Below are 14306 nucleotides of genomic sequence, written 5' to 3'. Positions count from 1 at the left end.
CGCGATTAGGTTTTTTTGCGCTTGAGTTTTTCTAGCTCGGCCTTGGCAATATGCCGCTCTGCTGCCGCTTGCCGCTCTTTAAGCGCCTTGGCTTTTTTCCACGCATTTAAAGCTAAAATCCGCTCGGCCTCGGTATTGTCATCTTCAATATGCCCCGCCGCCTGATGATCTTGCTTTAAACGTTTGGCCTCTTGTTTGGCTTGATTGATTCCCATTTGCCACTCCAATGAAAGTACAGCGGTATCTGAATGCAGGCTGTTATGGGTATAGCCCACATCTAAATACCCAACAAGATAAGGCAATGTTCAGATTTGATGTTGATGGTTTGTATCACACGTGCTTGAGCAGATCGACTTCAACCCCTTCCCCCTCGACGGGGGAAGGTTGGGATGGGGGTGTTGAGCTTAAAATATACTCCGCAGTATCACCCTCACCCTAACCCTCTCCCATCAAGGGAGAGGGAATGCCGCGAAGCTTTAATCACCATCAACACGTAATCTGAACATTGCCCACGATAAGGCCGCAACAGATGACAGTGAATACGATGCCGTGCGCGTTGGGTAGGGGCTTAAAACCATCAATCAAGCGTTATTTCGCTACTGCGGCCCCTAGGCTGGACAATTCCCCTTGCCGATTAAAGCTAATGCCACCGGGCACTAAGGGAACAAATAACTGCCCAGAAACCGTATACGCCAGCGTTTTACTTTGGATGGCTTTAATTTGCTTCCAAATATTGCTCAGATTGGTGGTTACATTCACTTTAACCACCGTCTCACCCAAGCGCGGCAAAGTCACTTTTTGATTTGAAACCCCTGTCGCAAATGGCTGACCATTCACATCAAGCTTCATCTTCAAACCATCAATCGGCAAAGCCATATCGTTCGGATTGGTCACGCGCAAGGACACCACAAATTTTTGCTCCAACAAGCCCAAATCTAGCACTTCTAAACCGGCTAGATTCACTTGTGGTTTTTCAAAATTAACGATGCCGCTACACGCACTCAGCAAACTCAAGACCAAAACAGCAACTACTCGCTGCAACCACGTCATACCAATTCACTCGTTGCTAATAAAACCTGATTAAAACGCTCAAACAACTCGCCTTCGATCAACAGCGCGCCTCTTTGCTCTGGGTGAATGACTGCAAAGCTAATATCAGCCTCGGCCACCACTTTGCCATTGTCTTTACGCACAATGCGCTGATGAATTTTGCCTTCGCGTGGCAATAATTCGGCCAAGCGCGTTTCAATCAGCAACTGATCGCCCATCGTGGCGGCGCGGATATAACGAATATCGACGCGGCTCACCACGAGGGCCATTTTTTGCGCCATAAACCAAGACAAATCGCCGTACTCTTCCATCAAGCCCCAGCGCGCTTCTTCCAAAAATTCTAAATAACGCGCGTTATTGACGTGCCCATACAAATCCAAATGAAACCCATGCACTTTGATGGGGGTGAGATGCGCCATAACTGAGTACTCCTTGATTGATTCCGAATGCTTTCATTAGTAAAAAATAACGCCCCAAGCAAATCCAGAGCGAATCTAGCTATTTTGCACGCTATTGCACTAAAAAACAGTCACCCAGAACACGCTGTGTATTATTATTTTTGCCGCAATGCTTTTGTTTGCCGCAGTTCTTGTGGATAATCGCCCAATCTTCGTTTTACTCCTTCATTTGACGACATGGATTGGCGCCATTCTCGCTCTTTGCGAATCAGTTTTTTGCTCGTCCTTACACTTACGGCCTTGCTGGGCATTTTGCCGTACTTTTTATCGTCAGACCTCGTTCGCGATCAATTGGTATCAGCAGTACAGCGAGATACCGAGCGTAAGCTCGACATTCGTGGCAGCGCCCATATGGTGCTGCTACCGCGTCCGGCTGTGCTGATTAAAAACGCCACACTCACCGAACCAAAGTCAGATACGGTTTTTGCGCATGCCGACGCCATTAAAGTGGTGTTTCGCCTATGGCCTTTAATTAGCGAAGGCAAAGCCGTCGTCAATAGTATTGAAGTTGAAAAGCCCGAGTTGACGATTATTCGCCACGATGACGGCACGTATAATTTTGAAGATTTGCTGCAAAGCAAAGGCAAGCAAATTCATTTAGCCTTAGATCGGTTTAGTTTTTCGGATGCGCAACTGGCTTGGCAAGATGATTTAGTCAATGAAACACTGCATTTAAGTCAGCTCAATCTTGAACTGGACAATCTGACCGACCCCAAAAAAGGCGATTTAAACCTAGACGGGCAAATTTACCTCAATGACAACGGCGAAGCAGCGCGTTGGCGCGGCAAAGTACAAGGCTCGGCGGCGATGCGCTATGTTGAGCAAGAGCGGCGATTGCATATTGCCGACATTAAAGTCGCACTCACGCAAGAAGGCGCCAGCGATGCGGGGCTTAAAGTTAGCAATACCCAGCTACAAATTACCGGCAATTTAAATTACGGCTGGGATCCATTGCGCCTGACTGGCGGTGATTTAAAGCTCACCGGCTCGGCCAATCGTGCTGGGCAGCAATGGAAAACCACGCTGGACGTGCCGGAGATTCAACTGACCGACAACGCTTTAGCACTCAATCGCCTGCAATTTGATATTGAGATGCAAGACAAAGACGCTAAATTTAGCGCTTCAGCCACCGTGCCAACCCTTAGCGGTGCACAAAGACATTTTTTACAAAGTAATACCGCCAAAATCAGCGTTAAATTTAATAGCCCAGAACAAAATCTAGATGTCGTATTTAGTACCCCACTGGCCATTGAGCGCGGTAATTTAACGCGGCTGTCTAACTACCGACTCACCGGCAGCTATACCAACCGCAGCTTGCCACGTGGCGCGATTCGCTTGGATTTAACCGGTAAAGGCGATATTGATTTACACAATGAATTGATCAATCTCGACAGTAATGGCACGCTAGATTACGAGCCATTGCACGCGCAAATAGGTATGGAAAGTTTTGTTGATCCGCAATTTCGGATCAATATGAATCTAGCCAAATTTGATTTAACGCCTTATTTACCCGCAGTAGCGGCGGGCGCCAAAAAAAGCGCGCAAAACAATAAATTTGATTTGTGGTGGCTAGAAAAATTTAATGCTATTGGCTCAATCAAAATTGGTGAGCTGGTACTGAATAATTTGCACGTTGACGACTTAGACGTCACCTTAATTGCGCGCAAAAATCGTCTGGTGCTCGATCCTTTATCGGCCACGCTCTACGAAGGCCAATTGGCTGGCCGCGTTGAAATCAATTCAACGCAAGCGGTGCCGTTTTTCCGCGTTGAGCAAACCTTATCCAATATGAATATCAACACCTTGCTCACCGATACCTTAGACACCAGTCGTTTTGAGGGCCGTAGCAATCTCACCATTGATGTGACCGCCAAAGGGCAAAATTTGGCTGACTTACGAAAATCAGCCAATGGCAAAATCAAAGCCAGTCTCAAAGAAGGCGCGATTCGCGGCATCGACATTAGCGGTTTACTGAGCTCGGCCAGCCAGCAAATTAAATTAATGAATGGCGAAGTCAGCAAGACCGACCATAGCAATGGCAAAACCAATTTTTCTGAACTCAATGCCACTTTGCATCTTAAAAATGGCATCGCCGAAAACCATGATCTGAGTGTGAGCGCCGATGTATTAAAACTCAGTGGTGGCGGGATGCTCAATTTGGCCGCTGGCACGCTCGACTATAAAATGCAGGCCAGCGCCAACCCTAAAGTGCCAGAATTAGCGGGCTTAATTGGCTTAACCCTGCCTATTACCTTGAGCGGCCCGATTCAAAACCCGGTGTATAAAGCCGATACGGCTAACTTAAAAGAACAAATCATTGCTCGGCAAAAAGCCGAGGCACAGGCAAAAATAGATCGCGCCGCGGCAGCACAAAAAGCCCGCGAAGAAAAAATTGCCGCACAAAAAGCCGCCGCCTTAGCGGAAAAGAAAAAAGCCGAGCTCGCCGCCAAAAAGAAAGCGCGTAGCGCGCCGCGCAAAACCACTAAAGTAAGCAAACCTTAATGTCTGATTTTTCTCTACGTTTGCGCCAATGGCAGCAGCAATCTGGCCGTCATCATTTACCGTGGCAAGTGAACGATGCTTACTGCGTTTGGCTGTCTGAAATCATGCTGCAGCAAACGCAAGTGAGCACCGTACTCGACTACTACCCGCGATTTTTACAGCGTTTCCCAACGCTGGCTGATTTAGCTGCCGCCCCGCTCGATGATGTGTTGGCGTTGTGGAGTGGACTGGGTTACTACACCCGAGCCAGAAACTTGCATGCTTGCGCCCAAGCGGTGGTGCGTGATTTTGCCGGGCAATTTCCTAACGACCCTACATTAATTACCACCTTGCCCGGCATCGGGCGCAGTACTGCAGCAGCCATTGCGGCTTTTTCCTATGGCTATCGTGCGGCGATTTTAGACGGTAATGTTAAACGCGTTTTAACCCGTTGGGCAGGGATTGAAGGCTATCCGGGGGTGAAAGCCATCGAAAACCAGCTGTGGCAATTGGCTGAATCCTTACTCCCTGCTCGTTGCAGTGATAGCCAGCAAGCGGCCAGCGAAATCAAAGCCCATACGCAAGGACTGATGGATTTGGGTGCCACCATTTGCACCCCAAAAAATCCAAGCTGCTTGCTATGCCCGTTAGCCAGTGATTGCCAAGCTCGGCAGAGCGATCGGCAAGCGGTCTTGCCAACAAGAAAACCCAAAAAAACCATCCCAGAAAAAGCCACCGTAATGATCTTTTTGCGCAATGCGCAGGGTGATCTATTGCTCGAAAAACGCCCGCCAACCGGTATTTGGGGCGGTTTATGGAGCTTACCTGAAGTCGCGTTACATACCGATCCAGTCGCCCATATTGCCGATCATTTGGGTTTAAACATTGCGCTGAGCACCACTCTGCCTGAGTTTGTGCATGTATTTACCCATTACCGTCTCACCATTACCCCGCAATTGGCGCAGCTGGTGGGCAGTGATTGCGCCAAAGAAAGCGCCAATACCGCGTGGTTTAGCCCAGCCGCTGCGCTGGCGGCAGGCATTCCAACGCCATTACGCAAAATCATTCATTCGATCTAATCTGGTTTACTAACTCGAAATAAAACGTGCCGCGGGCATTAACACCCGCTTTAACGCTGGCTTTTGCGATTCGGGCATTGACTGCAATCTTTCACTTCGCCAATTTTTTCTAAGGATTGGCTCAAAGCACACACCGAGCGGCGGCAAGCAACAAAGCGCACTTGCTCATCATTGGCCAATTCTCGATACGCCTTCATCACGTTGTGACTTAAAAAATCAGTAAACAAAATCAATAAATCGGCCCCGTTTAAACTCGCAGGCTTGCGCTGATGCGACACATTGCGCCCGCTCACATGCTTTTGCACACTAATACCGTGCTCAGCCAATAGCTGCGGGATATTGCCCAAGGCATCGGCGCCAACCAGATAGGCCTTCATTGCTGTTCCTTCGTTCGAGTAGTCGGTGAAGCGATTATTGTACAAATGAGAATAATTATCAATAGCGATTAATCGTTTTTTTCATTCGATGAAATTATCGCGTCAACAACACCTTGCCTAGGGTTTTTACCTAAGTTGCTTTGCATCAAACTGTAACAAGCGCAGATCAGGCTAAATACCTCATCATTCACCGCGCACAGGGAATAAAGCCAAGATGTTGATTGTGATCCCAAAAGAAAACCAACACGGCGAGACCCGTGTCGCCGCCTCGCCTGAAACGGTTAAAAAACTCGTCAAACAAGGGCATCAAGTACGCGTTCAAGCGAATGCCGGCCTAGCGGCAACATGGCAAGATAGCGATTACTTAACGGCTGGCGCGAGTATTAGCGAAGACATAACCAGCCTGTATAGTGGTGCAGCCCTTATTTTAAAAGTGCAAGCGCCCAATACCCAAGAAATTGCCCTTTATCCCGAGCACGCAGCGCTGGTGAGTCTGTTTGATATCCATCGCTATCCGCATCTCGGCTTACTCGCCGCCAAACAAATCGATGCTTACGCGCTGGAATTGATTCCACGGATTACCCGTGGGCAAAGCATGGACGTATTGTCGAGCCAAGCCAATATTGCCGGTTATCGCGCAGTGCTGTTGGCAACGCATTACTTCCCGCGCTTTATGCCGATGTTGATGACCGCCGCCGGCTCAGTGAAACCCGCGCGCGTGTTAATTTTGGGTGCTGGCGTGGCCGGCTTACAAGCGATTGCCACCGCCAAGCGTTTAGGCGCCGTCGTTGAAGTATTTGATGTACGCCCAGCCACGCGCGAACAAGTTGAATCACTGGGCGCAAAATTTGTCGAAGTTGAACTCTCCAGCGAAGAGCAAGCGGCATTGGCCCACACCGGCGGCTACGCCAAAGAAATGTCCGACGATTATCGGCAACGACAAAGCGAGCTGATTGCGCAACAAGCCGCGCAAGCCGACATCATCATTAGTACCGCCCTTATTCCAGGCAAAGCCGCGCCGATTTTGCTGACCGCAGCCACCGTGGCGCGGATGAAAGCCGGTAGCGTGATCATCGATATGGCCGTCAGCCATGGCGGCAATTGCCCGCTGTCGCAAACCGATCAAGTGGTGATGAGTGACAACGGCGTCAGCATTGTTGGGCAAAGTAATTTAGCCGCCTTAATGCCAACCGATGCCTCGAGTATGTTTGCGCGCAATGTACTGACGTTTTTAGCATTGTTGAGCGATAAAGAGGCCCATTACGCACCGCAGCAAGACGATGAAATCATCCAAGCCACTCGAGTTTGCCACGCCGGTAGCATTTATTTTGCCAGCGCCTCGGCCACCCCAGCTACTCAAGCCAGCGCCACTCAGTCAAGCCAAGCGAGCGCGGTGCCGGCCACTGCTGATGCTATTACTGCTTAAGGAAAACCCATGTCTACTCTTGCCCTAGCAGCTTCTACAACGGCTGCAGCCCCCATCGCCCATGCAGCAACGAGCGATCCATTTATGGCCAGTTTAACGATTTTTGTGTTGGCGATTTTTGTCGGCTACCACGTGGTGTGGAATGTCACACCAGCGCTACATACGCCGCTAATGGCGGTCACCAATGCCATTTCGGGGATTATCGTCGTTGGCGCCATGCTGCAAGTGGTGGATATCAACGCCCAGCAAATTACGCTCACTAGCGTTCTTGGCGCGGTAGCGATTTTCCTCGCCAGCATTAATATTTTTGGCGGCTTTTTGGTCACTCAGCGCATGCTCGATATGTTCAAATCGAAAAAAGGAGCGAAATAATGGCGAACTTAACGGCCCTGCTCTATCTGGTTGCTGCGGTACTGTTTATTTTATCGCTACGCGGACTCTCCTCACCACACACCGCTTTGCGCGGCAATTTATACGGCATGGTCGGCATGACCATCGCCGTGGCGACAACGTTCTTTGTCGCCAACAGCCCAGTGGTATGGCTGATTGTCGCCGCAATGGCCGCTGGCGCCTTGGTTGGCGCGTATAAAGCGCGCACCGTGGCCATGACGGCGATGCCAGAACTGGTGGCCGCGATGCATTCTTTGGTCGGTTTGTCGGCGGTACTGATCGCCATTGCCGCCGTGTTCCATACCGGAATGAGCCACACTGGCGCGCAGCAAATCGAGCTATTTTTAGGCGCATTCATCGGCGCGATTACCTTTACCGCTTCGGTCGTCGCCTACGGCAAATTGTCGGGCAAATTCGGCGCACGCGCGATCAACTTTAAAGGCCAGCATTTAATCAATCTGCTACTGGCGCTCAGCATGGTTGGCCTTGGGATCGCGTTTTACGCCACCGGCAGCCAAGCGGCATTTTTGGCGATGGTAGCGATTGCCTTGACGCTCGGGGTGCTGCTGATTATTCCAATTGGTGGTGCCGATATGCCAGTGGTGGTATCGATGCTCAATTCGTATTCGGGCTGGGCGGCGGCCGGCATTGGCTTTACGCTGGATAATCCGGTACTGATTATCGCTGGCGCTTGCGTTGGCGCATCCGGTGCGATTTTGTCGTACATCATGTGTAAAGCGATGAACCGCTCGATTGTGTCGGTGCTGCTCGGTGGCTTTGGTGCCGAAGTGGCTGCAGCGGGTCCAGCCGGCAGTGCGCAAAAAAACTACCGCTCGGGCTCGGCGGACGATGCGGCATTTTTAATGGAAAACGCCGAACGCGTGATTATCATCCCCGGCTACGGCTTAGCCGTGTCGCGCGCGCAGCATGCGCTGCAAGAGCTGACTGATTTACTCACTGAGCGCGGTGTCGATGTGCGCTATGCCATTCACCCAGTAGCAGGACGTATGCCTGGCCACATGAATGTGCTATTGGCCGAGGCCGAAGTACCCTATGAGCGCGTGATCGAAATGGATGAAATCAATAGCGACTTTGCCAGCACCGACGTGGTACTGGTCATCGGCGCCAATGACGTGGTGAATCCTGCGGCCAAGAACGACCCGAGCAGCAGCATTTATGGCATGCCGATTTTGGACGCGTATAAAGCGCGCACCGTCATGGTGGTCAAACGCTCGATGAGCGCCGGTTATGCCGGGCTCGATAATGAATTGTTTTATATGGATAAAACCATGATGGTATTTGGCGACGCGAAAAAAGTAGTCGAAGGCATGCTGCAAGCGGTGCATTAAACGCCCTTATCGCCACGAATGTTTCCCCATTCGTGGCGGCGGCACCGCGTAGCAAAAGCCTGCAGCCATTCCAAAAATATTGAACTGTGCGCCATTGATTGACGTTCACTAAGCGACAGCAGCAAGGATTGACGCCAGAAATCACCGCCGCTACTGCGGCCTTTGGTCATGGCCTTTTGCAATTTCTACGAGTCAAAAAACCAAGAACAAGGTAAGCTTACGTTTTACTGCAGAAAGACCTCCATGATCACCACCTCCAGCACCGACCAAACCGGTCGCCCAACGCCAAAACCCTGTCCAAAATGCGGCGCCATCGCCGAGCAACACAAAGCCGGATCCAATCGCTTTTGGGTGCAATGCAGCAAGCTAGGCAAAAACGGCAACTGCAGCGCCATCGGCCAGCAAGGCAGCAATAAAAAAGAAGCCATCGCCAACTGGAATTCGCTGCGCTAAAACAGCAAGGGTATTTACCTCTAGCGCTGTTGCAGCATCGCCAATGAAGCCATACCCTGTGTTAGGTTTCGGCAACAACTTCGATCAACACTAAGCGATGCTTTTGACGCGCCCGATTACATCGGCATATGCTGTTTGCTTATGCCATCCTTTACTTGATATTCCCGTGCCTAATTAATTAGCCCCCACCGCCGATCATCCACTTGCAAGCCAAGTTGGGGTTTTGATCGTCCGCTACTTTCTGACTATCCACTAGCCGCCTTACGCAAGGCGCGGATGGTCACGGCTAATTTTAGGAATATCAGTATGCAAACCTCGCTCTCTACTGCGCGCCTCGTGCTGCGCACTTTCACCGGCAACGACTTTACCGCGCTACGCGCCCTCACCCAGCAAGCTGAAATTATCGACATCCTGCCCGACTGGGCGATGAGCGACGCACAATTGCGCGACTATCTAGCGGCATGGCAACAATTCTATTTGACCGAGCATGAACCGATCAGCGAATGGCTATACGCCATTACGCTCGCCAAAAGCAATGAACTCATCGGCTGGGTTGGCATTTGGCCCAAAGACGGGCTGCAATCGAGCTTCCCCGAAGTGGCATACGCCATCAGCCGCGAGTACCGTCAATGCGGATTGACCACGGAAGCCGTAGCCGCAGCAACGCAGGCGTTTTTTGCGTGCAGCAACACCGCCGCCTTGGTGGCGATTGTTAAAGACTGGAATATCGGCTCGCGCCGCGTGGTCGAAAAAGTGGGGTTTTTGCCACGAGGCAAAACTACCGTGCCACGAGGTAACACAATCGTGCCGCACGACAAAACCACCGTACCGGACGAGGGCGAGTTTGATTTTTTCATCCTACCGCGCCCAAATCTAGCCAGCACTGCAGCTATTCAACTACGCGCCGCGACCACAGACGATGCCGAGCAATTGGCCGCCATACAGCGGGCAGCGTATTTAGCCCATGCCCGCCGTTGCGGGCCGTGGAGCTCGGACAGTGATAGCGCAGGATCTGGCGGCTATGATTGCCCGCACAAAATGGCGTATGCGATTGCAACGTCGCACTACTTTGCCATTGAAGTCGCTGGTGTGTGCGTTGGCGGTATTGCTTATTTGGGCCCCATCGCTGGGCAAGCGTATGTTGAATATTTGCACGTTGACCCTGCATTTGGCCGCCAAGGCATTGCCACTCAAGCTTTGGCGCAACTTGAAGGATTAGTCCCCCAAGCCAATAGTTGGTCGCTCAGCACCAGCGCGCACAGCAAGGATAATGAGCGCTTTTATGTCCAATGCGGCTACCAAGTGGCTGATCGCGACGACAACTGCGTCACCTTTATTCGCCATTTACGCCACAACCCAAGCAAGCCGCAACACCATATCGGCCTGAATTTAAACGCCAACGATTGGAATGACTGCGCCATCGCCGATGCCACATTTTTTAGTAGCAATTTAAATGGCAGTCGTTTTATTGATACCTGCATGCAAGACGCGCAACTGCACAATGTGAACCTGACACGGCTTTCCATTGGCGACGCGAGATTAGGCGGCGTTAAAATCGGCCACGCCTCGTGGGGCGGCGCGCATTTACATGATTTAGCGCGCGGCTGGCATGGCGATAACGAGCCAGTAACAATAGAGCGCTGCGATTTGGCGGGCGCGCAAATTCGCGATTGTGACCTACGCCAAGCGCAAATTCATAGCAAGCAACTCGAAGGCCTACAGATCAACGGCGTAGCCTACGCCGAGCTTCTTGCGGCGTGGCAGAGGAGTCAAAAAACTTAAATCAAAAAGGTATTTACCACCAAGCCTTGGCAATGTTCAGACTTGGTGCTGATGCTGTGCCGCGCTCGTCGGTCTGGGGCTTAAAAACCCGTTTAAGCGCACCGAGTGAGGAGAGAGACAAACAGTTTTATCGTTTGGCTCACGACAATCGAGGGCACAGCGGAGCTGGGCGCGCTCGGGGCGCCTTTCTTTCCCCCTCTTTCTTTGGCGAGTCAAAGAAAGAGGGGGCCGCCACTGACTGCGACTACAAACCGCCGTGCCGCAGGCACTTAAAACCATCAACACGCAATCTGAACATTGTCTAATCATTAAGCATCGGCAATAGCGGCAAATCGGTGACACCGACATCAATCCCCTGTTGCATCAGCAAGGTACTCACTTGCCCACGATGATGCGTTTGGTGATTGAAAAAATGCTGTACCTGTACCCAGCGTGGAATGGTTTGGGTAAAGCCATACACCTTGCTGGTCCACGTCACTGGCTCGTTTAGCCACGCGGCATCCAAGCCATTGGCCCACGCCATGATCCGCGCATCCAGCGCCATCCGCGCGGCGTGTAACTCGGCAAAATCAGCATAAACATCCACCCCCGGTGGCGAGCTAATTAGCGTTTCGCCGGTAAAGCGCGACAACCACATCAAATCGCCCCAAACAAGATGATTGAGGGTGCTATGAATCGACTTAAAAAACGCCCCACGATCCGCCTTGCGCTCAGCATCACTTAAGGTGGCAGCGGCAGCGTACATTTGCTGGTTTTGCCATTGGTTATACGCTGCCATCAGTTGTGGCATATTGCCTTGAAACATAAACCCTCTCTTATGCAATCGACTCGGTAAGCAGCACCACTTTGCCGCAATTGCGACTGGCGGCGACATAGCCATGCGCGGCTTGCGCGTCTTTGAGTGCAAACGTGCGATCGAGCGTAATGCGATATTCGCCACTGGCAAGGCGCGGCAACACTGTATCGCGTAGCGCCGTGGCCAATTTGGCTTTTTCGGCTAGCGCTTGGCTGCGTAGCGCCGAGCCTTGAATTTTTTGCCGTTTCACCAGCAGCAAGCCCAAATTAATCTCGCAACTCAAGCCTTTGAGTAAGCCAATCACAATAATGCTGCCGTCGCGATTAAGGCACAGCTGATTGGCGGCGACATAATCACCGCCCACCGTATCCAAAATTAAATCCACGCCGCCCGCCGCTTTAAGCGTGGTCGCAAAATCTTGGCTGCGATAATCAATGACTAAATCAGCGCCCATGTCGCGGCAAAACGCCTGCTTTTCGACTGAGCTAGTCGTCACCGCCACCCAAGCACCAACTGATTTGGCCAACTGAATCGCCGCCGCGCCAACACCGCTGGCCCCAGCGTGAATCAACACCCGCTGCCCCGCTTTAAGCTGGCCAATGTCGATTAAATTCAACCACGCCGTCATCCATACCTCGGGCAAACTGGCCGCCGCGGCAAAATCGAGGGTATCGGGCTTTAAGCAGCAAAGCGATTGATCGAGCAAGCAATACTCGGCATAAGCACCACCACCGACCAAACCCAACACCGCGTCGCCGACCGCAAAATCGCTCACACCATCGCCCAACGCCACCACCACGCCCGCCACCTCCAAACCGATGGTCAGCGACTCACCAGCCGGCGGCGGATATTTGCCCTGCGCCTGCATCAAATCCGCCCGGTTCACCCCCGCCGCCATCACCTTAATCAATAACTGCCCCGCAGCCGGCTCAGGGGTCGGATGATCAGTCAAAACCAATTGTTGATTCAGCGTCGTAATCGCCAACATAAGCCACCTCGATAAAGGGAAAGAAAAGAGTTGAGTGACCGGAAAACAGTGTTAATTCGATCTTCATAACAGGGGGATTTTTCGCTAATGCTTTAAATCAACGTGATTGCTATTGCCACGGTTTTTCCATAAGAAAAGAGCGCCATGTTGTAGGGTCGCCTTCAGGCGACCAAGTCAGCTAAAGCCGACCCTAACTGAAAGAATCTTGTGACCACCAACTGAATCCGTCTAAACCATGCGGGTGAAGCATCACAAAAACATCATGGGTATTGACGTGAACACCTTTAAAATCAAAGACTAAAATAAAATACATCTAATTTAGGCTGTAATCAGCGCCAGCGCAGCCCAGCAATCGCGCGGTCAACGTTGGGCTATCGAGCCCAAGCTACTGGACTGACACTTTAAATAAGCGTGATTGATGTTGTCACGGTTTTTCCACAAGAGAATAGCGCTATGTTGTAGGGTCGCCTTCAGGCGACCAAGTCGGCTAAAGCCGACCCTAACTGAAAGAATCTTGTGACCACCAACTGAATCCGTCTAAACCATGCGGGTGAAGCTTCACAAACATTGTACATTCGGCGCACTACGCTGCGCTTTGAGTGCGCCCTACGCGGCGGTGCCCTACACCGCTTAGAATTTGTAAGTTGGGCTAAGCGCCAGCGCAGCCCAACAATCGCGCGGTCAACGTTGGGCTATCGAGCCCAAGCTACCAGACTAAATTAAATCAATGATTCGCAGTGTTGGCTTCAACAAGAAACAAAATTGAAGTAGCCGTTAAATTTAACGTGTATCGAACCAAATACTCTGGCACCGCAATGACTTCCGTTCCTTGCCCATGACCGCCATTTTTATTTCTAACCGTTGGCACTCCACTCTCTAGCTGAGATCGAACAGAAGCAAACTGGGATTCAAGATATGAAGGCAAAAGACCTTGAGCAAAACAAATTGTAATCAGATTTTTTGCTGTATCGCTTGCTTTATATTCCCAACCACGACTATCACAAATAGCCTTCATTGTACTTTCAAATGATTTTAAGCAATCAACAAGACATTCTTTATGACGCCCATGTCGATAATGTTCGTGTGCTTGCAAAAACTCTTCATTTGCACCTTTGAATTGATCGCCTCGCAGAATAGCTAAGACGGGCTTTACCACTTCGGAATGCACAAACTCAGAATCAACTCGAATCAACTCATTTGATTCAAACTGATATCCTATTCCATGCTCTTTAAAACGGCTATTAAGTTCATCAATAGCATCTATATTATTAATCTTACGCTTAGTTTCGTATTGATAATCAAGATCCACAGAAATATGCAAATTGATGAATCTGAAGCAGATTTCAATCACATCAAGAGCTCTTTCAAAATTTCCTTCTTTCAAAAAGAAATTTAATACTGAGTTTGAATTTGATTCTGAATTTTTGACCAGCTCGAATACTCCATACTCTCTACAAAGAGCATCATTTACAGATTCATAAGCCGACTCCACTGTTCCACGACCGTAATAACCATCGACACCAAATGCATCTCGTATGATATGTACAATTTGTACTCTTAAAGTTTGCGGAAGAGCATCATAAACATACACGTCAGGAACTTCACCACGTGCGCGCTGTTGTCTTTTAGAAAATAAATCAAAAACGCCCATAATTAATTCCGCCAAATTTAAAATTC

The 14306-nt window shown here is 50.5% G+C and carries 14 protein-coding genes; 7 read left to right on the top strand and 7 right to left on the bottom strand.

Annotated elements, in window-relative coordinates; all coding sequences use genetic code 11:
- Nucleotides 1-5 precede the first annotated feature (5 nt).
- The 3 genes from HQN60_RS11190 to HQN60_RS11180 all read right to left on the bottom strand — a co-directional run bounded on the left by HQN60_RS11190 (nt 6) and on the right by HQN60_RS11180 (nt 1469).
- The gene (locus HQN60_RS11190; protein WP_173533723.1) at nt 6-215 is read right to left on the bottom strand and encodes a hypothetical protein; all 210 of its coding nucleotides are present in this window, start codon (nt 213-215) and stop codon (nt 6-8) included.
- Nucleotides 216-588: 373 nt separating this feature from the next.
- Nucleotides 589-1050: an LEA/WHy family protein gene (locus HQN60_RS11185; protein WP_173533722.1), complete on the bottom strand. Its 462-nt coding sequence runs from the start codon at nt 1048-1050 to the stop codon at nt 589-591.
- Complete coding sequence (locus HQN60_RS11180) at nt 1047-1469, bottom strand: acyl-CoA thioesterase (protein ID WP_173533721.1); 423 nt, start codon at nt 1467-1469, stop codon at nt 1047-1049. Before HQN60_RS11180 ends, HQN60_RS11185 begins: the two co-directional genes overlap by 4 nt.
- A gap of 216 nt (nt 1470-1685) precedes the next feature.
- Here HQN60_RS11180 and HQN60_RS11175 point away from each other — a divergent pair, with 216 nt between their 5' ends.
- Complete coding sequence (locus tag HQN60_RS11175; RefSeq protein ID WP_173533720.1) at nt 1686-4010, top strand: AsmA family protein; 2325 nt, start codon at nt 1686-1688, stop codon at nt 4008-4010.
- On the top strand, nt 4010-5068 hold the full coding sequence (gene mutY / locus HQN60_RS11170) for an A/G-specific adenine glycosylase (RefSeq protein ID WP_173533719.1): 1059 nt from the start codon (nt 4010-4012) through the stop codon (nt 5066-5068). The genes HQN60_RS11175 and mutY overlap by 1 nt, the downstream gene beginning before the upstream one ends.
- A gap of 50 nt (nt 5069-5118) precedes the next feature.
- On the opposite strand, the gene HQN60_RS11165 is transcribed toward mutY, so the two are convergent.
- Nucleotides 5119-5445: a DUF2325 domain-containing protein gene (locus tag HQN60_RS11165; RefSeq protein WP_173533718.1), complete on the bottom strand. Its 327-nt coding sequence runs from the start codon at nt 5443-5445 to the stop codon at nt 5119-5121.
- A 214-nt stretch (nt 5446-5659) separates the two neighbouring features.
- Between HQN60_RS11165 and HQN60_RS11160 the strand changes: the two genes are divergently transcribed.
- The 5 genes from HQN60_RS11160 (at nt 5660) to HQN60_RS11140 (ending at nt 10845) form a co-directional block, all read left to right on the top strand.
- Complete coding sequence (locus HQN60_RS11160; RefSeq protein WP_173533717.1) at nt 5660-6871, top strand: Re/Si-specific NAD(P)(+) transhydrogenase subunit alpha; 1212 nt, start codon at nt 5660-5662, stop codon at nt 6869-6871.
- 84 nt (nt 6872-6955) lie between these two features.
- Complete coding sequence (locus tag HQN60_RS11155) at nt 6956-7243, top strand: proton-translocating transhydrogenase family protein (protein WP_173534691.1); 288 nt, start codon at nt 6956-6958, stop codon at nt 7241-7243.
- A complete protein-coding gene (locus HQN60_RS11150) occupies nt 7243-8610 on the top strand; it encodes an NAD(P)(+) transhydrogenase (Re/Si-specific) subunit beta (protein ID WP_173533716.1) in 1368 nt (455 codons plus the stop codon). Before HQN60_RS11155 ends, HQN60_RS11150 begins: the two co-directional genes overlap by 1 nt.
- Nucleotides 8611-8853: 243 nt before the next feature.
- Complete coding sequence (locus HQN60_RS11145) at nt 8854-9063, top strand: Lar family restriction alleviation protein (RefSeq protein WP_173533715.1); 210 nt, start codon at nt 8854-8856, stop codon at nt 9061-9063.
- 306 nt (nt 9064-9369) lie between these two features.
- Nucleotides 9370-10845: a GNAT family N-acetyltransferase gene (locus HQN60_RS11140; RefSeq protein ID WP_173533714.1), complete on the top strand. Its 1476-nt coding sequence runs from the start codon at nt 9370-9372 to the stop codon at nt 10843-10845.
- Between the two features lie 301 nt (nt 10846-11146).
- Here HQN60_RS11140 and HQN60_RS11135 read toward each other — a convergent pair whose 3' ends face one another.
- From HQN60_RS11135 to HQN60_RS11125, 3 genes are all read right to left on the bottom strand, one after another.
- Nucleotides 11147-11650, bottom strand: a complete 504-nt coding sequence (locus tag HQN60_RS11135) for a DinB family protein (protein WP_173533713.1) — start codon at nt 11648-11650, stop codon at nt 11147-11149.
- Nucleotides 11651-11660: 10 nt separating this feature from the next.
- Nucleotides 11661-12629 carry an NAD(P)H-quinone oxidoreductase gene (locus HQN60_RS11130; protein ID WP_173533712.1) on the bottom strand — a complete coding sequence of 323 codons (969 nt, stop codon included), beginning with the start codon at nt 12627-12629 and terminating at the stop codon, nt 11661-11663.
- 724 nt (nt 12630-13353) lie between these two features.
- Nucleotides 13354-14295 carry an abortive infection family protein gene (locus HQN60_RS11125; RefSeq protein ID WP_217390113.1) on the bottom strand — a complete coding sequence of 314 codons (942 nt, stop codon included), beginning with the start codon at nt 14293-14295 and terminating at the stop codon, nt 13354-13356.
- Nucleotides 14296-14306 lie beyond the last annotated feature (11 nt).

The sequence above is a fragment of the Deefgea piscis genome, assembly GCF_013284055.1.
GTDB classification, from domain to species: Bacteria; Pseudomonadota; Gammaproteobacteria; order Burkholderiales; family Chitinibacteraceae; genus Deefgea; species Deefgea piscis.
Note: the sequence above shows the minus strand (reverse complement) of the source record. Positions and strands in the feature narration are given on the sequence as shown.

What these genes read in the sequence shown, in the direction of transcription:
- HQN60_RS11175 (WP_173533720.1), top strand. Translation starts at nt 1,686, where the DNA reads ATGGATTGGCGCCATTCTCGCTCTTTGCGAATCAGTTTTTTGCTCGTC.
- HQN60_RS11140 (WP_173533714.1), top strand. Translation starts at nt 9,370, where the DNA reads ATGCAAACCTCGCTCTCTACTGCGCGCCTCGTGCTGCGCACTTTCACC.
- HQN60_RS11185 (WP_173533722.1), bottom strand. Translation starts at nt 1,050, where the DNA reads ATGACGTGGTTGCAGCGAGTAGTTGCTGTTTTGGTCTTGAGTTTGCTG.
- HQN60_RS11190 (WP_173533723.1), bottom strand. Translation starts at nt 215, where the DNA reads ATGGGAATCAATCAAGCCAAACAAGAGGCCAAACGTTTAAAGCAAGAT.
- HQN60_RS11135 (WP_173533713.1), bottom strand. Translation starts at nt 11,650, where the DNA reads ATGTTTCAAGGCAATATGCCACAACTGATGGCAGCGTATAACCAATGG.
- HQN60_RS11150 (WP_173533716.1), top strand. Translation starts at nt 7,243, where the DNA reads ATGGCGAACTTAACGGCCCTGCTCTATCTGGTTGCTGCGGTACTGTTT.
- HQN60_RS11130 (WP_173533712.1), bottom strand. Translation starts at nt 12,629, where the DNA reads ATGTTGGCGATTACGACGCTGAATCAACAATTGGTTTTGACTGATCAT.
- HQN60_RS11145 (WP_173533715.1), top strand. Translation starts at nt 8,854, where the DNA reads ATGATCACCACCTCCAGCACCGACCAAACCGGTCGCCCAACGCCAAAA.
- HQN60_RS11165 (WP_173533718.1), bottom strand. Translation starts at nt 5,445, where the DNA reads ATGAAGGCCTATCTGGTTGGCGCCGATGCCTTGGGCAATATCCCGCAG.
- HQN60_RS11160 (WP_173533717.1), top strand. Translation starts at nt 5,660, where the DNA reads ATGTTGATTGTGATCCCAAAAGAAAACCAACACGGCGAGACCCGTGTC.
- HQN60_RS11180 (WP_173533721.1), bottom strand. Translation starts at nt 1,469, where the DNA reads ATGGCGCATCTCACCCCCATCAAAGTGCATGGGTTTCATTTGGATTTG.
- mutY (WP_173533719.1), top strand. Translation starts at nt 4,010, where the DNA reads ATGTCTGATTTTTCTCTACGTTTGCGCCAATGGCAGCAGCAATCTGGC.
- HQN60_RS11155 (WP_173534691.1), top strand. Translation starts at nt 6,956, where the DNA reads ATGGCCAGTTTAACGATTTTTGTGTTGGCGATTTTTGTCGGCTACCAC.